At 61.6% G+C, this 19,926-nt stretch carries 19 protein-coding genes, 1 tRNA gene and 1 pseudogene; 2 read left to right on the forward strand and 19 right to left on the reverse strand.

Annotation, left to right across the window (positions count from 1 at the left end):
• Positions 1–90 (forward strand): integrase core domain-containing protein (locus E2F46_RS08235; protein ID WP_165967401.1); only part of this gene is annotated, 90 nt, incomplete at its 5' end.
• Positions 91–384: 294 nt separating this feature from the next.
• Here E2F46_RS08235 and E2F46_RS08240 read toward each other — a convergent pair.
• The 15 genes and pseudogenes from E2F46_RS08240 to E2F46_RS08300 form a co-directional block, all read right to left on the reverse strand.
• Positions 385–1,398: a glycosyltransferase gene (locus E2F46_RS08240; protein WP_341777554.1), complete on the reverse strand. Its 1,014-nt coding sequence runs from the start codon at positions 1,396–1,398 to the stop codon at positions 385–387.
• Positions 1,376–2,167: a glycosyltransferase family A protein gene (locus tag E2F46_RS08245; protein WP_133321609.1), complete on the reverse strand. Its 792-nt coding sequence runs from the start codon at positions 2,165–2,167 to the stop codon at positions 1,376–1,378. Before E2F46_RS08245 ends, E2F46_RS08240 begins: the two co-directional genes overlap by 23 nt.
• 10 nt (positions 2,168–2,177) lie before the next feature.
• Positions 2,178–2,558, reverse strand: a complete 381-nt coding sequence (locus E2F46_RS08250) for a DMT family transporter (RefSeq protein WP_133321610.1) — start codon at positions 2,556–2,558, stop codon at positions 2,178–2,180.
• A 23-nt stretch (positions 2,559–2,581) separates the two neighbouring features.
• The gene (locus E2F46_RS08255) at positions 2,582–4,540 is read right to left on the reverse strand and encodes a DUF2142 domain-containing protein (RefSeq protein ID WP_165967402.1); all 1,959 of its coding nucleotides are present in this window, start codon (positions 4,538–4,540) and stop codon (positions 2,582–2,584) included.
• 5 nt (positions 4,541–4,545) lie between these two features.
• Positions 4,546–5,799 (reverse strand): rhamnosyltransferase WsaF family glycosyltransferase, encoded by a 1,254-nt coding sequence (locus E2F46_RS17450; RefSeq protein WP_165967403.1) that lies wholly within the window; start codon positions 5,797–5,799, stop codon positions 4,546–4,548.
• A complete protein-coding gene (locus tag E2F46_RS08260) occupies positions 5,796–7,655 on the reverse strand; it encodes a glycosyltransferase family 2 protein (protein WP_243720356.1) in 1,860 nt (619 codons plus the stop codon). The genes E2F46_RS17450 and E2F46_RS08260 overlap by 4 nt, the downstream gene beginning before the upstream one ends.
• 32 nt (positions 7,656–7,687) lie before the next feature.
• Positions 7,688–9,325, reverse strand: coding sequence for a class I SAM-dependent methyltransferase (locus E2F46_RS08265; protein ID WP_133321612.1), 1,638 nt, complete (start codon positions 9,323–9,325; stop codon positions 7,688–7,690).
• Positions 9,315–9,743, reverse strand: a complete 429-nt coding sequence (locus E2F46_RS17900; protein WP_486624440.1) for a Wzt carbohydrate-binding domain-containing protein — start codon at positions 9,741–9,743, stop codon at positions 9,315–9,317. The genes E2F46_RS08265 and E2F46_RS17900 overlap by 11 nt, the downstream gene beginning before the upstream one ends.
• A 17-nt stretch (positions 9,744–9,760) precedes the next feature.
• Positions 9,761–10,520, reverse strand: a pseudogene (locus tag E2F46_RS17905) (ABC transporter ATP-binding protein); the annotation flags it as partial.
• A complete protein-coding gene (locus E2F46_RS08275; protein ID WP_133321614.1) occupies positions 10,517–11,299 on the reverse strand; it encodes an ABC transporter permease in 783 nt (260 codons plus the stop codon). The pseudogene E2F46_RS17905 and the gene E2F46_RS08275, both read right to left, overlap by 4 nt.
• Before the next feature lie 3 nt (positions 11,300–11,302).
• A complete protein-coding gene (locus E2F46_RS08280) occupies positions 11,303–12,514 on the reverse strand; it encodes a cystathionine gamma-synthase (protein ID WP_133321615.1) in 1,212 nt (403 codons plus the stop codon).
• 61 nt (positions 12,515–12,575) lie between these two features.
• Complete coding sequence (locus E2F46_RS08285) at positions 12,576–13,952, reverse strand: pyridoxal-phosphate dependent enzyme (protein WP_133321616.1); 1,377 nt, start codon at positions 13,950–13,952, stop codon at positions 12,576–12,578.
• Positions 13,953–14,076: 124 nt separating this feature from the next.
• A complete protein-coding gene (locus E2F46_RS08290; RefSeq protein ID WP_133321617.1) occupies positions 14,077–14,295 on the reverse strand; it encodes an HP1242/YdcH family protein in 219 nt (72 codons plus the stop codon).
• Positions 14,296–14,661: 366 nt separating this feature from the next.
• Positions 14,662–15,249, reverse strand: a complete 588-nt coding sequence (locus E2F46_RS08295; protein ID WP_133321618.1) for a hypothetical protein — start codon at positions 15,247–15,249, stop codon at positions 14,662–14,664.
• Positions 15,250–15,251: 2 nt separating this feature from the next.
• The gene (locus E2F46_RS08300; protein WP_165967404.1) at positions 15,252–15,575 is read right to left on the reverse strand and encodes a DUF4398 domain-containing protein; all 324 of its coding nucleotides are present in this window, start codon (positions 15,573–15,575) and stop codon (positions 15,252–15,254) included.
• Between the two features lie 154 nt (positions 15,576–15,729).
• On the opposite strand from E2F46_RS08300, the gene E2F46_RS08305 reads away from it, so the two are divergent.
• Positions 15,730–16,842, forward strand: coding sequence for a PilT/PilU family type 4a pilus ATPase (locus E2F46_RS08305; protein WP_133321620.1), 1,113 nt, complete (start codon positions 15,730–15,732; stop codon positions 16,840–16,842).
• Positions 16,843–17,168: 326 nt separating this feature from the next.
• Here E2F46_RS08305 and maiA read toward each other — a convergent pair whose 3' ends face one another.
• From maiA to E2F46_RS08325, 4 genes are all read right to left on the reverse strand, one after another.
• Entirely contained in the window at positions 17,169–17,828 is a 660-nt protein-coding gene (maiA, locus tag E2F46_RS08310) for a maleylacetoacetate isomerase (protein WP_133321621.1), read from the reverse strand.
• Positions 17,829–17,944: 116 nt separating this feature from the next.
• Positions 17,945–18,934 (reverse strand): fumarylacetoacetate hydrolase family protein, encoded by a 990-nt coding sequence (locus tag E2F46_RS08315; RefSeq protein ID WP_133321622.1) that lies wholly within the window; start codon positions 18,932–18,934, stop codon positions 17,945–17,947.
• A gap of 79 nt (positions 18,935–19,013) precedes the next feature.
• The gene (locus E2F46_RS08320; RefSeq protein WP_133321623.1) at positions 19,014–19,754 is read right to left on the reverse strand and encodes a 2OG-Fe dioxygenase family protein; all 741 of its coding nucleotides are present in this window, start codon (positions 19,752–19,754) and stop codon (positions 19,014–19,016) included.
• 89 nt (positions 19,755–19,843) lie between these two features.
• Positions 19,844–19,918, reverse strand: a tRNA-Gln gene (locus E2F46_RS08325).
• Positions 19,919–19,926 lie beyond the last annotated feature (8 nt).

A 19,926-nucleotide genomic window follows, 5' to 3' on the forward strand; every position in this document is an offset into this window, starting at 1 on the left:
GGCGACTGGATCCAGTTCTATAACCACCGGCGCCCACACCAGGCGCTGGGCATGAAGACACCCGCTGAGGCATATGCATTAGCGGCCTGACCTGTGCAGAAACCGCTGGGTCATTACACTTTCACGCATCGTTAAGCCAGAGGCTGTCTCAAGCCGAGAAAGCATCGCGCTGGCGAGCGACGGCCACAAGCCTTGCACTTGTATCGGCCGGCAGCCAAGGCCCAGAGCCGGGCAGGTCGACAGCCTATGCATCTGCGCATGAGAACCAGCCTAAGCTGGTCCAGAACGCAGACAAACTACCTCACTCTTCGGGGGTAGCTTTCGAGCTGATCACATCACACTAACGCTGATTCGGCATTAGTCATGCGGGCCCATCAGCTGCCGTCACCTCAACATCCGATGAATCGCCCGCTTCGGCACTGAAGCAATATCAAAAGCTACGAAACCTAAGAGGAGTTGGAGACCCAGTATCACCGGCAGAGCAGCGAGCATAACCCGCCCAGCTGAAGTGGGGACACCCACCGAGGACGCATGAACCCAAAACACGGTGCCGACGATAAAACCGCCTGTCACAAGCAAAATTCCGCCGACAAGTTCGATCGTGGCCAGCGACATGTCGCGAAGGAAGTAATTGTAGAAGAGGCGTTTAGCGGTATTGCGGACATGCTTGATCAGAAAATCAAAGAAGATTCGTCCAATTTGCAGGCCACTTTTCTCATCCCCATACCTCGCGTCCATCGGAATGTCAACGACAACGGCTCGCAAAGTGTTAAGCCTGAAGAGCATGTCGGTCTCAAAATAGTATCGCCGACTGATCTTGGCCATTGGCAACTTTTCAACAACACGCGCGTGAATGGCCGTATATCCGTTGGTCGGATCGAAGAGATCCCAGTACCCTGACGATATCTTCGTCATGAACGACAGACCCGCATTCCCTAGAATGCGGATGCGTGGCATTCTACCGATCTGCGCAAGATCGTAGAACCGGTTCCCTTTCGTATAATCGGCCTCCCCTGCCACAATCGGCGCGATGAAACGCGGCAGCAGCTCGGGGTCCATCTGACCATCGCCGTCCATTTTCACAATGACGTCGGCACCATCGGCCGCCGCCTTCAGGTAGCCGGCAATGACTGCACCACCAACCCCGGAATTCCTATCGTTGAATATCACTACCACACGTGGATCGCTGCAATTTTCCTGCACTAGATACCCACTCTTTTCAGGACAACAGTCATCCACGACATAGATTCTCCATATCCAGCGAGGTATACCGGAAATGACATCCAGTATGTGTCGCGCAACACGATACGAAGGTACGACAACCGCCACGTTCGGAGTAGATCGTAGGCCGTCTTGAAGGGCCATCGGAGCATATTCAGTCACTGGCGCCCTCCTCATAAGAGGATGCGTAAGCACGAGAAAGAACCAAAGCAACTGGCCTCGGCCACAGCATTCGAAACATTTCCAGATCCTCCCGCGCCCGAACACCATTTCTAACGCCCGCACTCGTCTCACTTGCTCCATGTATACGGTGCAGCACGAGTCGATCACGAACGTAGCAGAACGCTCCATCCGAGCGGGCCGCGCGGACCCATGCCTCCCAATCAAGATCAACTTTCAGATCTTCACGGAAACGCAACCCAGACAGGCCAGGACCAAGTGTCACGGTGGGGCACGCGATTGGACAGCCGAACCGCAGCAGCCGGATCTTCGCGGATTCGCTCGTAATCGCGGCTCGCCCTAAGAATCCCAACTCAAGCAAGAACGACTTTATCCTCAATGTCGTCGTGCGCTCACGAAGCATAGCATCCAGCAGCTCCGAATACCCCGTCAATACCAACGTGGCATCAGCATTGCTTCCAGCTGCATCCATGGTCTTGGCAACAAAATCTGGCAAGTAGACATCATCCTGATGCGCAATGGTTACCCAGTCACGGCTCGCGCATTCGAGCGCAGCGTTCCAGTCACGCCCGATGCCAGCGTTCGGACGATGCACCCTTACAGGCACCTCAAATTGTTCCGCAAGCCGAAATAGCGAATCCTCGGGCGTCGAAGTAGATATGATGATCTCAGAACCAGAAAGACTTTGCGAAGCAAGTGACTCAAGGCACTCTCGGAGATACGGCGAAGGACCGTAAGCGGGTACTACAAAACTATGCGCTGTCATATTCGCAGTCTCAAGCCGTCTTGCCAGCGAGCGTCATAAACAGGACACCTGACGACACCAAGGCTAGACCAAGCCATTGCAGCGGAGCGAGCCGTTCGCCATATAGCATCCAACTAGCAGCCGCAACGAAGACATAGAAAAGTGAACCCGAAATTGCAAACGCGATGCCGAGCTTGACGCGACTGACCACAACGATCCACACAATGAACCCAAGCCCCTGAATCGCCACGGCAGCAATCACCCCTGGCGAAAAACATGCAGCGAGTAGCCATTGCAATCCCGTGGGGACCGGGTCTCGCATCGCAATGTTCGTCACTGCCTGCTTCACCAATAGCTGGCTACCCAAGGTAGAGCAAGTTACAAATAAAATCATCAAAAGTTCTTTCCACACGCCGGCTCGTCTCCTTAAAAAAATCAGTAGTATCTGGAAATTATGGAAGTGAGGGCGATTGCAGACATGACGGGGATGGACACGATGACAAGCGCCGCGGCCACACCTCTCAATGCGATCGGCACAGAGAACGAGCAGAACATCGCAACGAATGCGAGCAACGGAATGAAGTACCGGCCTTGCAGCCCCTCAATCACTGGGCTTTGTGGCTGCGTCCAGTATGCGTAGAAAGGGATGCACATGATGGCAATAACCATAATCGCAATGCTCCACGCAAACACTCCAGCTTTCAATCCCGATGGCTTGGCCTGGGAATTAAGCGCAAGTGATCCGAAGATGGCCAAAGCAGCAGTGGAATAGAAGTAATTCGGCGGATATGTGTCAAGCCATCCGAAAACGCCAACCACGCCCTTGAGGATTACCGCTCCCGTATTGGAGAACGCGGTGCTAGCGATCATTTGCAGGTAGGAGAGCGGGGAGGCGATGAGCGCTTCCATGCCATTCACGCTCTCCACGTCCGGCCGGACGTAACCATCACTGCCGCGTGAAAGGCGAAATATCCATGACGCGTGGACGGCAGCCGGAAGGAGAGAGCTAAGCAGCAGCCAACGCAATCGGATCAGCCAACCGCCTCGCACTACCGCAAAGCATATCCACGGGGCGAAGAAAATCCATCCCATCAACGGTTTGGACAGGGCCAGCAACAGCCCCAGACCGAGTAGAGCCCATTGCGCACGCACAATTGAGATGCGGCGGCTCCATGCTCCCGAGACCACGCCCAAGTATGCGATGCACAGGGCAAGCATGTTCGCATCGTACGAGAGCGATGTCGCCAGGTATAGCGACATTGGAAGTGATGCGATCACGAACAACGGCCATCGGCCAAACCCTGCCCACTTGAGCCCGATGAAGCCGAGAAACAGGAACAGGAACAGGTTCACAAGCTGCGAGCCGTAATAGTAAAGCCCGAACCCCCCATCAAGCCTGCATGTGAGCGTATGGCCGGCCCATGGCGAGAGATACATCAAAGGTGAGGCCCCTGCCGGCGCCGCTACGCCCTTGCGCGCCGTGTCTGCACACGCTAGCGGGGCCGTAACAACCGCTTCGAGCTCTGCCGGCGAGAACTTCCGGCCGTACACCTCCTGAAACGGCCCATAGTTGTCGAGCAGATTTGGGCGCTCGCGTCCCTCATCCGCGCCGACCAGTTGGCCGGCTGCCATTAATGCGATCTTGCTAGCATGTGCGAACTCGTCAGGAACGGCGCCCGGCGGCCGGATGGCGATGAAAGCGACGCCAATGGCGAGTCCCAAGACCAGAAACAAGTGGGCAAGGCGCCGGTCAAGCCAGCCATATATAGTGTATGAGCATCTAGCGATGCGCTGTCGGTCGCCAGCCCCCATACGCCCCGCAGCACCCGCGGCGGCGAAGAATGCGAGCGTCCACAGAAAGTAACGGGCGATGGTCAGCGCCTTGGCTAGTGTTGACCCGCCAAACGCCGGAGGTACTGCAAACACGACCTGCGGGTCGGGGTGTCCGGCCTCCACATCCCAGGATGCACAACCGGGGGCACCGGGCGCCGGCTGCACGCCAAGCGACGCGACAGGTTCTGGTGCGAAGCCCATGCGCCCGCCGATCCCGGGCAGCCAACGCAACGAACGGACGGGCGCACATACCGAGAAAAATGAGTCAGCGGGCGGATCGACGCGGAAAGCGCGAGCCGCTAGGCCCCCGGTCAGATCCACGGGCCCACTGTTGCGCCACCCAGACCTTGCCTCGCTGAAGCCGACACCGTCATCATGAAACACTTGGTAGACGCCGTCGCCTCGAAGCTCGAAAGATATCCGGGTAGCCGGATAGAGTGTCAGTAGTGCGGCCAACGTGGCGGTCGTCACGAGGGCCAGCCAATGCCACGGCGACTTGCGGAAGACTGTCCGCGCCTCCCTCGCGACGCGACCGATGGTGGATGCCAGTGTGGCCCACATCTCAGTCACCTCCCGAGCATCGCAGTTGCGAGGCCGGGTGCAACCGCCGCGATGCCCTCTCCGTTCACGAACGCATGCGCCGCGTCGGCGATGCTGTAAGGTCGAAGATTCCGCGCGAGCGCTGCTTGGCATTCAGCCACGAGTGCCGCCGCAATTCCAACCGGAGACATCTCGGTCGCAGACTTCAGACCCGGAAACACACCTCCCATGTCCTTGTTATGAAATGGGTTTGTCACCACGCCCATTCCAAAAGCCGCCATCTCCAGCGGCGGATAGCTGGGATGCGGCGAGACCATCAGGCTCAGACCAACGGCGCTCGTGCTCAGAAGCTCGCCATATGCGTCGATATGGAGCTTGCCGAGCGCACGGATACGTACGCCGCCCAGATCCACGTCTTCCCTCAGTTCACCTGCTGAGACCACCTCCCATTCGGCGGCGTCGGGCATCGTCGCCGCCCAGATCCGAAGGCTCTCGCAGATGAGCTCAAAGGCGTTTCGGGGCGTGGACGGACGGCCATATACAAGAATCTGCCTACGTCGTGCAGATGGTGCTTCGCTCAGCGACGACAGTGCGCGCCGCAGTCCATCGTTCAACGTCGGCTCGAACACAAAGCGATCCCGGAACCCGATGCCGCAATGATCAAAGTAGTCGGAAAGCTGGGACGTGTTGAACACGGCGATGTCATGTTCCGGACGGTAAGTGCCCAATGCCACGTAAGATTGCGACGACCAAGGATAGAATCCCGGCTCGAAATCCTGGATCAGGTAGCACGATTTCCCGCAGGTACCGTATGCAGCCTGCTGCCAAGCGGAAAGCTGTTGAGCCGCATACGCGGTCCACCATGCAGTCGATAACCAAAGGTCATCTGCTGACACCGGTAGTGTGCGGGCGTAGCGGTCATTGAAAGCAACGATCTGCCGCGGCACCGGATCATCGTCCTCAAGGCTGACCATGCGATGGTCTGGAAAACCCAGCAGCGCATCTGCCTCGGGTGCCGCGTCGGTAAGGATGATGCGGCTCCGCGGAAAACGCTCGAGCATCTCGCGATAGAGCACAACCGCGGTGTGGATACCGCCAAAGTAGTGGCGCGAATTGATCGAGGGCAACAGAAGATTAAGCCGAGGGCCGCCGCGTTCGGACACGCGAGCGTGGCATGGCACGATCTCCGCGATGCTCGTGGGGACCTGCGTCGACGCCGCCGGGCCATCGAGCCGCGCGGCCGCCCACCGCAATGCACGAATCAACGTCGAGCGCATCATGGAACAGCTGCCGGACGGAACCGGGGCAACGGAGACATCGGATCGAGGTTGGGGCTGAAGAACGGGTCGCCCTTTTCACGATAAGGCGCGTAGGCAGCCATCGACATCTCGAAGTCGCCCTGCGGGACCTCGCGGGGATCCCTTGTCTTGGACTCGTGGTGAATCATCACCGACTCCGCTACGTACAAATTGGAATATCCCGCCCTGAAGCCACGCAGACACAACTCGACGTCGCTCCCGCAGACAGCGAACCGTTCGTCGAAACCGCCAAGCGATTCGAACTTCCCTCGTTCGATCGCCATGCACGCACCGGTGACTGCAAGCACGTTTCGCCGGAGTGCGGGCGAAACGAAGAGATGCTGGTGATGGATCGAAGCCGCCGCCTTGAAAACATGGTCGGCCCACCCTCCCATCCCAACAACCACGCCGGCGTGCTGAATTGACCCGTCCCCGTAAAGCAGCAACGGGCCGCACACTGCAATTTCAGGCCTCAGCGCGTTCTCCACCAAGCGACCGAGCCATTCGCCAGAAATCACTTCAGTGTCGTTATTCAGGAACAACAGCACGTCACCGTTTGCGCTACGAGCGGCGATGTTATTGAGGCGCGACCAGTTGAACGGGACGTGAGCCGCCAATACTCGTGTATCGACAGCGGTATCGATCTCCGCCAGCCATGCGATCGTCTCGGGCTGGGTGGACCCGTTGTCGACGATCAATATCTCATAATGGCAATATGATGTTTTCGTACGAATCGAGTCGATGCATGTCTTGAGCAACTCCAAGCCGTCCCTGGTTGGAATAATAATACTCACGAGCGGCGGCGGCACGGGGACCGGATAGCGGACGTCATAGCAAAACGTGTACTTCCCATCACTCACACGCGCACCTGGAAACATCTCGTCGACGTGCGCTTGAATCGCGGCGCGGCCGGCATGGTGTGCATATGGCTTGGATGATGCATTTGCCGCGGTGGAGCCCGCATGCGCGCGCCAATGGTAGAGCACACGCGAGACATGCGAGACACGCGCTCCGGCGGCGACGCAGCGCAGCACCAAATCGTAGTCTTGGGAGCCGTCGAAATCGCGACGCAGACCTCCAATTTTTCTTACTAGTGCCATCTCGACCACGACCAGATGGCCTAAATACATCTGGGACATGAATAGGTCGTGGCTCCAGTCCGGCTTGAAGAACGGACATGCACGCGCCCCCCGCTCGTCGATAATGTCGTGATCGGTATAGACGACTCCGGGCGCATCCTTGAGGAATGCCGCCACGACGCTTGACAGGGCCGCTGGGTGAAGCAGGTCGTCGTGATCCAGGAAACAAGCCCATTCCCCGCTCGCCAAGGCTAGCGCTGCGTTCGTCGCGTCCGCGATCCCGGCTCCGCCCTTCCCGAGGTCAACCTTGATCCGCGGGTCTGCTGCCAGGTCGGTCAGCAACGCACGGACTTCAGCTGACGTGGAACCATCGTCGTGGATGCACAGCTCCCAGTTGCGGTACGACTGGGCGCGTACGCTTTCCACGGCCGCGCGCAGAAACTCAATCGGAGGGTTGTACACCGGCATTACGACGCTCACCAGCCCACCATCGAGAACTTCGGGCGCGACCCGCTCGCACTCGATCAACCACGTTTGGTACTCGTCCGACTCGCTGGTCGTCGCAACCGGCGGCTGGATTTCCGGCTGGGAATAGGCAATCAGTGCTCGGACAAAATGCCGCGGACCGGTCTTGAATTTCACCTTCGCAGCGAGCAGCATTGACAAATACGAGCGTCCATCCGACCTGGCCTTGCGCATTGAATGGACGGCTGCCGTGACAATGGACCTGATTTTTTTAGAAATTCCTTCTGACGCCATCTAAGTGATCCGTGATTGAGTGCAGCGAAGTGTCATGAGAGCAAGATCGCAATGATTGCAACGATCGAAAAGACTGCGACAATCGCAAGTGCACGCATGGCGCGCCTGCGACCCACATCAGCCGCATAAGCCATGCGTTCCGCGTGCCGCCGCCGGGTGTCCGTCTGTTCAAGTTCGACCTCGAGGCCTGAAATGTGTGCCCTTGCCTCGGCTTGGAAGGTCGCTAGAAGCTGGGCGGTAGCGGACCATTCGCGTTTCGCTGTGTCCAAGTCGGCGCGCAGGTAATCGACATCGTCTCGCGTGCGTAGCAGGTCGGCTTGCGTCGCACGCAATGCTGCTACCGATTCTTCCCAGCCCGCCCTTGCGATTCCCAAGTCCCGATCCAATACCAGCTCTCGCTCTCTCACTTGTGCAAGCGTCGACACGGCCTGCTCCCAGCCGGCTCTCGCGATGCCCAGATCCCGATCCAATACCAGCTCTCGCTCTCTCACCTGCGCTAGCGTTGACACGGCCTCTTCCCAGCCGGCTCTCGCAATGCCCAGATCCCGGCTTGCGATCGATTCCTGCTGCCTTGACTCTTCCAGCGTCGCAACCGCCTCCTCCCAGCCGGCTTTCGCGACATTCAAGTCACGGGTCAATGCCGCCTCCCTTTCACGCAGAAACACGAGTGCCGCCAACGTTTCATCCCAACCCGCCTGTGCGGCAGCCAAGTCGCGTCCCAGACGAACCGCGTCCTCACGAGCCCGTACGAGTGCGTCAGCTGTGTTGCCCCATTCTTGCTTCGTCGCCTCCAAGTCCCTCAACTGATCTTGGTACATGCCCACGGTGGACGCCCAAGCCGCCTCCGTGCGCACAATGCCGTCAACAACAGGGCGGATGAGCGAAGGAATCGTTCGGAGGAAATCCGTTACGCGGCCGTCGATCTCCGTCGGCCGCGCCAGCCACTCGGACACGCGCGCTGCATCCGCCTCATGGCGCACACCGATGAAGTACTCTCTATAGCCCCGCGCGGGGAAGTCTCCGTCGAACGCCGCGGTGTTGTAGAGATAATCGAGGCTCGCAACCAACGGCCCAAGGCTGGGCACCCGCTCCTTCATGAAATGCGCAGCCATCAAGGCTGACCAGATCTCGGGCGCTCCTTGGGAGACGCGGCGCAGACTAGGCATCTGCGTCTTAAGCACCGCGTCCACTGCATCCGCGTCGACAAGGCCGAATTCTTGGTGTTCGGCCAGCCATGGGTAACCTCCCTCAAACAGCTCAGACCAGCATGCGTTCGCCTCGGACTCTGCGTCCTTGACCCAAGGGGCTTCGACAGGACACCCGATAATGAGGAGCCGCGCGGCGACGCGCGCCATTTCCTTAACGGCGTCGCGTCGGAGATCGGCTGGAATGTGCTCAAGGACATCCAAGCAGACCACCACGTCGAACGTGGCATCACCGAACGGCAAGGCGGCCGCGCTTGCAAGCACAAGGTCGGCATCGTCGCCACATGCAGTGACATCGGTGAAGACAATGTCCGCGTCAGGAAATGCCTGCGAAAGCAGCCTCTGTCGGTTTGCCCCAACCTCAAGGATCCTCAGCCGTTTTGTGTTCAGCTGACCGATCAGGGCCGCGGCAGTACCATATCGCTGGAAGTGATCGAATGGCAGACGTGTGAGTTCACCCTTCATGAACCCTCCACTGGTGCTCGATATAAACAAGCCCTTCGCTGAAATATGGCGCGGATACGATTAGCTTCCCTGCACCAGAGATGTAGTCGAGACAGACCAGCCCCTTGTCGGTGAACAGCCCGACATCGATCCGGTAAGTGCCGCTCAGCAATGGAAGCGCGGGGATTCGATACTCGATGCGATGCTCCCCTTGGAGCTGCGGAATCACGATCCGCTCAAGATAGGTGTTGGGACCGAAGATGTGCAGGTCGTCGAGCGTCTTGATCGCCACACCGACCAGCAATCCTTCGATCGCCGGATCCAGAACTGAATAGCGCACCTCCACTGACAGATCTTGGAACGGCTCCATGTATTCGCGCGAAACCGAAACGGACTGGATGCGAGCGGGCAAAGACTGCGGTACACGCGCGTTCCCCACATTATCGATTGGGACTTCGGCACCGAGTTCGCTATCTCGAAAGCGGTCCGCAACGAAACTCGCATCACCGCGCAGTTTGACCCGTCCGCTCTCCAGCCAGACCGCGGTCTGACAGAAGCGCTTGATCTGTTCGAGCGAGTGGGAAACAAAAAGGATGGTTGCTCCACTTGCACGCAAGCGCTCGATACGCGCCAGACACTTCATCTGAAACCGGATATCCCCGACCGAGAGCGCTTCGTCGATAACAAGCACATCCGGCTCCGTATGCACGGCTACCGAAAACGCAAGCCTGACGTACATGCCGCTGGAGTATGTCTTGACCGGCCGATCAAAGAAATCACCTATGTCGGCGAACTCCCGGATCGCATCAAAGCGATCATCGATTTCGTCCTCGGACAGGCCGAGCAGTGAAGCGTTCAGATAGACATTCTCGCGGCCCGTGAACTCCGGATTGAATCCTGCACCAAGCTCAAGCAGCGCGGCGAAGCGCCCTTGGATGTAGACACTACCTTGGGTCGGCTCCAATGTTCCGCACAAAATTTGCAGAAGCGTAGACTTACCCGCCCCGTTTCTACCGATGATTCCGAGCGTTTCCCCCTTTCGGACCTCAAAGGAGACGCCGTCCAAGGCCCGAAACCGCCGCCCCGCATCAGTAGCGAACCCTAGCGCCTTGGCCAAGCGGTGCTTGGGATCATCAAACGTGCTGAAGTCCTTGGTGACTTCATGGAACCGGATCGCCGGATCAGATTCCGCAGAAAAGATGACGGGGCCATTCATAGAACGTCAGCGAAGCCGGTGGAAAGGCGTCGAAAGCAAGCCAGTGCCATGCGCGCAAAGACGCAGGAAACGCAGAAGTAATAGGAAAGTGCGACCAAATCCGGCGCAACACCGGAAAGCGCGACAGCCCTAAGCTCCTGCATTGGAGTAACCAGGGGGTTGATCTTGAGGATCAGGGAGAAGGAATCCGGCATGGCGGTTGCTGGAAAGAAGATGGGGCTGACAAATAGCATGACGCTCGCGGTGATACCGGTGAACTGCGAGATGTCCCGAAGATAAACTCCGAAAGCAGATAACAACCACGCTATCCCGAGAAGCATCGGAAACATCACAACCAACGGTAGAAACACGGCCGCGAACCAAGCCGTCGGCAGCCCAACAAACAACAGGTGCGCCACGAAAAGGATCAGGACGCCAATGAGGGCTGTGATGAACGCAGCAGACACGCGCACGACAGCCAGCATTTCTACGGGGAACACCACCTTCTTCACCAAGTTTGGTTGCCCCAGCACCAAGGTGGGAGACGCAGTCAACACTTCCGCAAAAAAGTTAAAAACTATCAGTCCTGCAAAAAGCATGATCGCAAACCCAGTGGTCGACTCAACCCCGGCCCAACGCACCTGAAAAATGTAGTTAAAGACGACTGTGTAGACGCACAACATCAGCAGGGGCTGCATGACGATCCAGCCCGAACCAAGGATCGTCGACTTGTATCGGGCAGCCAGCTCCCTCGACAGCAATTGCCGGAATAAATAAGCGGTGTTGGTGCCATCACGCATTGCTTACTTCTTTTGAAACAAATTTTTTGCCGCGGCCAATGCCTGTGTGATGTCGGCATTGAGATCATGCACCGCTTCTACCCCGATACTCAACCGCACAAGATCGTCCGCAATCCCCAACCGCGCACGATTCTCAACCGGCACCGATGCATGCGTCATCACGGCAGGATGGTTGACCAGGCTCTCTACCCCGCCCAGCGATTCCGCCAGCGTGAACAACTCAGTGCGTTCGCAGAACCGCTTGGCAGCGTCGAAGCCGCCCTTCAATGCGACTGAGATGATCCCGCCAAACCCATCCATCTGTCGTTTCGCCAACGCATGCTGCGGATGCGACGCCAGCCCGGGATAGATCACCTTCTCCACCGCGGCGTGGCCTTCCAGGAATTCCGCCAGCGCCTGCGCATTCTCGCAATGCGCCTTCATGCGCAGGTGCAGCGTCTTCAGCCCGCGCAGCGCGAGGAAACTGTCGAACGGCCCTTGCACCGCCCCGCATGAGTTCTGCAGGAAGGCGAGCTGTTCGGCCAGCTCGGTGTTGTCGCCGACGACCAGGATGCCGCCGACCATGTCGGAATGGCCGTTGAGATACTTGGTGGCCGAGTGCATGACGATGTCGGCGCCGTGCTCCAGCGGGCGCTGCAGGATCGGCGAGGCGAAGGTGTTGTCCACCACCACGATCAGGCCGCGCTTGTGCGCGATGTCCGAGATCGCCTGGATGTCGACGATCTTCAGCATGGGATTGGTCGGGGTCTCGATCCAGACCAGCTTCGTCTTCGATGTGATGGCCGTCTCGAATGCCGCCGCATCCGTCAGGTCGACGAAGCTGAAATCCAGCCCGGCGCTGCGCCGGCGCACGCGCTCGAAGAGTCGGTAGCTGCCGCCATACAGGTCGTCCATGGCGATGACGTGGTCGCCGCTGTCCAGTAGCTCCAGCAGGGTCGCGGTCGCCGCCATGCCCGAGGCGAAGGCAAAGCCGCGGCTGCCGCCCTCCAGCCCGGCCACGCAGCGTTCATACGCGAAGCGGGTGGGGTTATGGGTGCGTGAGTACTCGAAGCCCTGGTGCACGCCCGGGCTGGCTTGGGCGTAGGTCGAGGTGGCGTAGATGGGCGGCATGACCGCGCCGGTGGTGGGGTCGACGGACTGCCCGGCGTGGATCGCCTTGGTCCCGAGCCCCCACTGCGCCGTGCCGTCGCCGCCGTCCTTGCGGTCTTGCGTCATGTGCATCGGATCCTGGAATCAGGGCGGGGATTCTACCCCACCCCACCCGCCGGGCCTGACGCTACTGGACCCGCCTTCGCAACCAGTTCAGCAGGTCGATCCGGGTGATCAGGCCCAGGAAACGGGTGCCGTCCACCACGATGGCGACGTGGCCGCGGTCGAACACCGGCAACAACGACTCCACCGGCGATTTAACGTCCAGGATGTCCAGCTTGCTGACCATCGCGGTGGATACGGGGTCGCGGAAGCGGGCCTCGTCGCCGTACACGTGCAGCAGCACGTCGCTCTCGTCGAGGATGCCGACGATCTGGTCGCCCTCCATCACCGGCAACTGCGAGATCTCGTACAGCTTCATGCGCTGGTACGCGGTGGTCAGCAGGTCGGTCGGCGCCAGCACCACGGTGTCGCGTTGCGAGTACGGACGCAGTATCAGGTCGCGCAGGTCGCCGTGCTGCTCGCGTTCGAGGAAACCGTTGTCCAGCATCCAGTAGTCGTTGTACAGCTTGCTCAGGTACTTGTTGCCGGTATCGCACACGAACACCAGCACCTTCTTCGGCGTGGTCTGGGCGCGGCAGTACTTCAGGGCGGCCGCCAGCAGGGTGCCGGTGGACGAGCCGCCGAAGATGCCTTCCTTCTGCAGCAGCTCGCGCGCGGCCAGGAAGCTCTCCTTGTCGCTGATGGCGTAGGCCTGCTTCACCCGGCTGAAGTCGGAGATCGACGGCAGGAAATCCTCGCCGATGCCCTCCACCATCCAGCTGCCCGACTTCTCGTTGAGCGTGCCGTCGTTGATGTATTCGGCCAAGATCGAACCCACCGGATCGGCCAGTACCAGTTCGACCTGCGGTGCATGCTCGGCGAAGCAGCGCGACAGGCCGGTCATGGTGCCGGAGCTGCCGCAGCCGAAGACGATGGCATCCAGCCCGCCCACGTCGGCCATCTGCCGCAGGATCTCGGGACCGGTGCCGTGCTCGTGAGCCGCCGGGTTATCCGGGTTGCCGAACTGGTTGATGAAATACGCGCCCGGGGTTTCGCGGGCAATGCGCTCGGCCAGGTCCTGGTAGTACTCCGGATGGCCCTTGGCCACGTCCGAGCGGGTCAGCACCACCTCGGCACCCATGGCCTTGAGGTTGAAGATCTTCTCCCGGCTCATCTTGTCCGGGACTACCAGCACCAGCTTGTAGCCCTTCTGCTGCGCCACCAGCGCCAGGCCGATGCCCGTATTGCCGGCCGTGCCTTCGACCAGGGTGGCACCGGGCTGGATGTCCCCTCGGCGCTCGGCGGCCTCGATCATGCTCAGGCCGATGCGGTCCTTGATCGAGCCCCCGGGATTCTGGCTTTCCAGCTTGAAGTACAGCTCGCAGGTGCCGGCATCGAGGCGTTGCGCCTTGACAATGGGGGTGTCGGCGATGAGCTCGAGGACGGAGGCGTTGATCGACATGCGGGCGGTCGCTGGCGGGACAGGCCGCGATTATCGCATCCGCTGTAGGGCGCCTCGAAGCAGGTACAGCTCGCGGGCGGCGGCGACCGACGAGGATGGCCGCCGCCGCCCGCGATGACGGAACTCAGTGCTTGAGGGTATCGAACATCCGGGTCAGGCGATCCTTGGCCGCCAGCTTCTCGCGCTTCATTTGCGAAAGCGTGACATCGTCGATCGGCAACACGCCAAGTTCGGCATCCAGCACCTTCTTGTTCAGCTCCTGGTGGCGCCGATACAGCTGTTTGAACTCCGCGTTGCCCTGGATCAGGGTGTCCACTTCCGCCTGCGATTGCCCTTCGAACATGGAATCCTCCTTCAGCAAATGCAAACGCCCCGGCGGTCAGGCACGGGGCGTCATCGTGGGGCTCTCCAGACCGGCGCGACGGGTTCCTGCAGGAACGGCCGCGCGGGATGCAATCGCGTCGTCGGGTTCCCTGGGCAGGTCGGCATCGTTCATCAGGTCTGGCTCTCTCACCAGACGGGATCGGAATGACCACCGCCTGGACCACCGACCCTACTCCTCCCCTTCCGAGCCGGCAAGCGTGCCTGCGCAAGTCGCTGATTCTCCGTCACCGGCGTTCACGCGGCTGTCGCAAATCGCGCAGAATGAATGACAACTGATTGATTTTGTTAACAAAAAGTTGCCGTCAACGCAAAGCACCCGCTGGCGCTAGGGATTGGATTCGAGACTCCTGAGCAGCTCGGCTTCCTGACGCGCCAGCTCGGCCTCGCGCTGACGGGCGGCACGCAGGCGCGCGGCCTCGCGGGAGGACACGCCCTCCAGCACCGTCTCGGCCTCCTGGCGCGCAGTGGCTTCGGACTCGGCCGCCAGGCGCAGGCGCTGGGTCTCCTCGGCCTGGATCTGGGCCTGGATGCGCAGGCGCTCGGCCTCGGCGCGGGCCCGCGCCGCCTCGCGCCGGCTGGCTTCCACCAGCAGGTCGCTGCGCTCGCGATCCAGTTGGTCGATCTGCCGCCGCACGCCTTCGGTGCGGGCAGCCAGCTCGGCAGTCTCCACACGCCATTCGGCCACCTGCAGCGCATCGGCCCGGCGGCGGTTGCTGGGCGATGGCAACGCCTCAAGGGCCTGGCGGGCCTGCAACCGTTCGTAGGATGCGAATCCGCGGGTCGCCGGATCGGCCTCCAGCGCCTGCAGGCGCAGCGTAAGCCGCTGGCGGTCGGGGTCTTCCTGTTGCTGCGCATGGGCGGCTGGGGCGAGCAACAGTGCTGCCGCAAGCGCAATTGCAAACGGGCGTGCCATCTTCAGTCCTCCAGTCGCAGGCGCTGGCGCAGGCCGTCGATCTCGGCGCGCCGTTGCGACAGCTCGTTCTGTGAAGCCGCTTCGCGGCTGCGCGCGTGGGCCAGGTCGGCCAGCGCCGTGGCGCGGGTCGCCAGCGCGCGGGCATCCTGGTCACGGCCGGAGGCGATCGCCGCCTGCGCGGCTGCCAGCGCGTCGCGCCCGCGGCGGATCTCGTCGGGCGCGTACTGGTCGGCATCGGCATCGTTGGCGCGTGCCACCGACTGCTGCGCAGCGTTGATTTCGCCGGTCGGGGGCGGCGTGCTGGCGCAAGCCGTGAGCGCGAGCACGCATCCGCATGCCAGTGCCTGCAGGACGGTTCTGATTTGTGCGAAGCTTGGCTGCATAAGGGGAAGCGCCGTACAGGGAACTACGGCCATTGTCATCACCCAAGGATGGTTACGCAACGGCTCGGCACGGGCCTTGGGCATTGGGGATTCATACATGGATATCGGCTACTTCCTGAAGCTGATGACCGAGAAGAACGCGTCGGACATGTTCCTGACCACGGGCGCGCCGGTGTACATCAAGGTCGAGGGGAAGCTTTACCCGCTGGGCAACACCGGGCTGCCGCCGGGAATGGTGAAGAAGATCGCCTATTCGCTGATGGACGAAGGCCAGGTGCCGCAGTTCGAACGCGACCTGGAGCTGAACATGGCCCTGTCGCTGCAGGATTCCGGCCGCTTCCGCGTGAACGTGTTCAAGCAGCGCGGCGAAGTGGGCATGGTGATCCGCGCGATCCGCAGCACCATCCCGAGCATCCAGGAGCTGCAGCTTCCGGAGGTGCTGAAGGACATCATCATGGCCCCGCGCGGGCTGGTGCTGATCGTCGGCTCCACCGGCTCGGGCAAGTCGACCTCGCTGGCGGCGATGATCGACCACCGCAACACCACGTCGTCGGGCCACATCCTCACCATCGAGGACCCGATCGAATACCTGCACAAGCACAAGAAATCGATCGTCAACCAGCGCGAGGTAGGACTGGACACGCACGCGTTCCACAACGCGCTGAAAAACGCGATGCGCGAGGCACCCGACGTCATCCTGATCGGCGAGATCCTCGACGCCACCACGATGGAAGCCGCCATCGCCTTCGCCGAAACCGGCCACCTGTGCCTGGCGACACTGCACTCCAACAACGCCGACCAGACCATCGAGCGCATCCTCAACTTCTTCCCCGAGGCCGCGCACAAGAACGTGCTGATGAACCTCGCGCTCAACCTGCGTGCGGTGATCTCGCAGCGACTGGTGGTGGGCACCGACGGTCGCCGCCTGCCGGCGACGGAAGTGCTGATCAACACACCGATGATCCGCGACCTGCTGCGTCGCGGCGAGGTGCACCAGATCAAGCAGGCGATGGAAGAATCGCTGGAAGAAGGCATCGAGAGCTTCGACCAGTGCCTGTTCCGCTTGTACAAGGAAGGCCGCATCGAGCGCGAGACCGCCCTGCGCGCGGCGGATTCACGCGAAGGCCTGGACTTGAAGTTCCGGCTGTCCGAAGGCGCGAGTGGCGAACACGACCCCTACGCGGATGTGTTCGGCAGCGCGCAGCACTGAAACACGGAGCGTCGGGCGGGTCGTAACCCGCCGATCACCGATGGCGGGAATTTCGCGGCGGGTCGAGACCCGCCCTACGACGGCTGAGCGGCAACGAACCCCGCTCCCCTGCGGGAGCGCCTCATGGGCGCGATGCTTTCGCTGATCGGCGACGAACGGCGGAATTTGCCCGAGGGAAGTCCATGGGAAGTGCTCCCATCGAAGTCCAGCTGGTCGTCCCCCTCCCACCCTCCTCCGCAAGCGGGCGAGGTGAGTTCGCACCCACGCAGTAGTTACGCCAATTACGTCATCGCGATCATGGCGTTTCAACGCACTTCTGAAAGTGGTTATCCGGGTGCGTCCGGCTGGCGCTCGGGCCTTGCGGCATCGAAAGCGGGCAAGGCCAGGCATGCCTGCTCGATGCGGACGATCGTCGGATAAGGCGTGAGATCCACGCCGAAGCGACGCGCGTTGTAGACCTGCGGCACCAGGCAGCAGTCGGCCAGGCTGGGGGCATGGCCATCGCAGAAATCGCCGGTGGCCGGATGGTTCTGCAGCATGGTTTCGAAGGCCTCGAAGCCTTCCTCGATCCAGTGTCGCACCCAGGCATCGCGCTCGGGCTGCGGAACGTTCCACTCGTGTTCGAAGTACTGGATCACGCGCAGGTTGTTGAGCGGATGCACGTCGCAGGCCACCACCTGCGCCAGTGCGCGCACGCGCTGTCGATCGCGCGCCGTGGCGGGCAACAGCGGCGTTTCCGGCCACACTTCATCGATGTACTCGAGGATGGCGAGCGACTGGCGCAGCATCCGCTTGCCGTGCTGCAGCACGGGCACCAGCTTTTGCGGGTTGGCCTCCGCGAATGCCGGCTTGCGCTGCTCACCGCCATCGCGCAGCAGGTGCACCGGGATGATCTCGTAGCGCAGGCCCTTGAGGTTCAAGCCGATGCGCACGCGGTAGGCCGCGCTGGAACGCCAGTAGGAGTGCAGGCACAACGCTTCGCTCACACCATCCCTCCCCATCGACGTCCCCAACGCCGCGCCCTGCACGATAGCCGTCGCGTTATCGCTGCGCCAGACCGCCGGTCGCGGCCAAGCACCCGCCCGACGCTCCGGAGCCTGCGTCAGGGCGCTGGCTGGCGTTCGATACGCTGCTCGATCGCGCCGAAGATGCTGGCGCCCTCACGGTCCAGCATCTCGATGCGCACGGTATCGCCGAACGACATGAAGGGCGTGCTGGGCTTGCCGTCGCGCAGCGCTTCCACGGTGCGCCGTTCGGCGAAGCAGGACGCGCCCTTCGACGTGTCCTCGTTGGCGATGGTGCCGGACCCGACGATGGTGCCGGCCGACAGCGGCCGCGTCCTGGCCGCATGCGCGACCAGTTGTGCGAAATCGAACTGCATGTCCACGCCCGCTTCTGGCGCGCCGAACCATTCGCCGTTGACGTGGGTCAGCAGCGGCAGGTGCAGCTTGTTGTCGCGCCACGCATCCCCCAGCTCGTCGGGCGTCACGAACACCGGGCTCAGGGCCGAGCGCGGCTTGGACTGCAGGAAGCCGAACCCCTTGGCCAGCTCGCCGGGGATGAGGTTGCGCAGCGAGACATCGTTGACCAGTCCAACCAGCTGGATGTGCGCGGCCGCCTGCTCCGGCGTGACCGCCATCGGCACGTCGTCGGTCACCACCACGATCTCGGCTTCCAGGTCGATGCCGTAGTCCTCGCTGACCACCTTCACCGCATCGCGCGGGCCGTGGAAGCCGGCGCTGGTGGCCTGGTACATCAGCGGATCGGTGTAGAAGCTTTCCGGCACCTCGGCACCGCGCGCACGGCGCACGCGTTCGACGTGCGGCAGGTAGGCACTGCCATCGACGAACTCGTAGGCACGCGGCAGCGGAGACGCCAGTGCGGCGAAGTCGACGTCGAACACGCCATCGGCGTCGCCCGCGTTGAGCGATGCATATAGTGCATTCAGGCGCGGCGCGGCGTTGTCCCAGTCCTCCAGCGCACGCTGCAGGGTGGGCGCGATGCCTGTGGCGCGCACGGCGCGGGCCAGGTCGCGGGAGACGACGATCAGCGTGCCGTCGCGGCCGCCTTCCTTCAGGGATCCGAGTTTCATGGCCGCTCCGGGCTGTGTCCTATTGTTTCAATTGTAACGACTCATCGCGCACGACGCCGTCTCTGGAGCGACTGCAGCCTCAATCATCGCCTTGGAATCCACCCGCACGGAAGGTCAGCACCAGGGTGTCGCGATGCCCTGGCGCGTCGCCGGCGGGCTGGATGGGCGTGGATTCGTGGATCACGCGCTGGTCGTCCAGGAAGAGCATCGACCACGGCTCCAACAGCGTGAAACGCTGGCCACGCGGACCATCGGCGTCAAAGACGCGTGTCTCGCCGCCTTTGATGTCCACGCGGGCCACGAGGATGACGGCCACGAAGTCGACGCCATCACGGTGCGCCCCCTCGGGCGTGGGGCGGCCGATGCCGTCGGCCGTATCGATCCGGAACTGGTGCGCTTCGACGTACCAGGGTTGCTCGCCCTTGAGCGCCGAGCACCAACCCGCCAGCGCAGTGATGAGAGCGGTCCAGGCAGGCTTGGCGAGGATTTCTGGCACCACCGGCTGGAACCAGCGCGCCATGCCGCCGTGCAGCGCGTTGTAGTCGAGCGACTGCCAGTGCGCGCGATGCGGCTGCAGCGCGATGCGACCGCCCTCGGCAATGAAGCAAGCGTGCCGTCGGCTGCGGTAGCGCCCGCCGTCCTTGAGGTATTCGTCCGCCGGCAGATCGTCCCAGCCGGGCATGAGCGCCTGGAGGTCGCCTTCCGATACACCCGCAACGGCAGCCACGGACTCGGGCGTCAGCGTCGCCGAGCCGTTGACGCGGATGTCGTCCAGCACCCGCGCCGGATCGGAATAGGTAGGCGTGAATGGTTGTGTCATCGGCGGATTCTACGCCGGCTGAAACGCGCAAGACCCGCCGAAGCGGGCCTTGCGGGTGCCGCGAACCCTTCGGGGAACGCGGCGGGGTATGGCAGCCCCGGATGGATTCGAACCACCGAATGCCTGAGTCAGAGTCAGGTGCCTTACCGCTTGGCGACGGGGCTATGCAGCG

The organism is Luteimonas aestuarii (assembly GCF_004357985.1).
GTDB classification, from domain to species: Bacteria; Pseudomonadota; Gammaproteobacteria; order Xanthomonadales; family Xanthomonadaceae; genus Luteimonas; species Luteimonas aestuarii.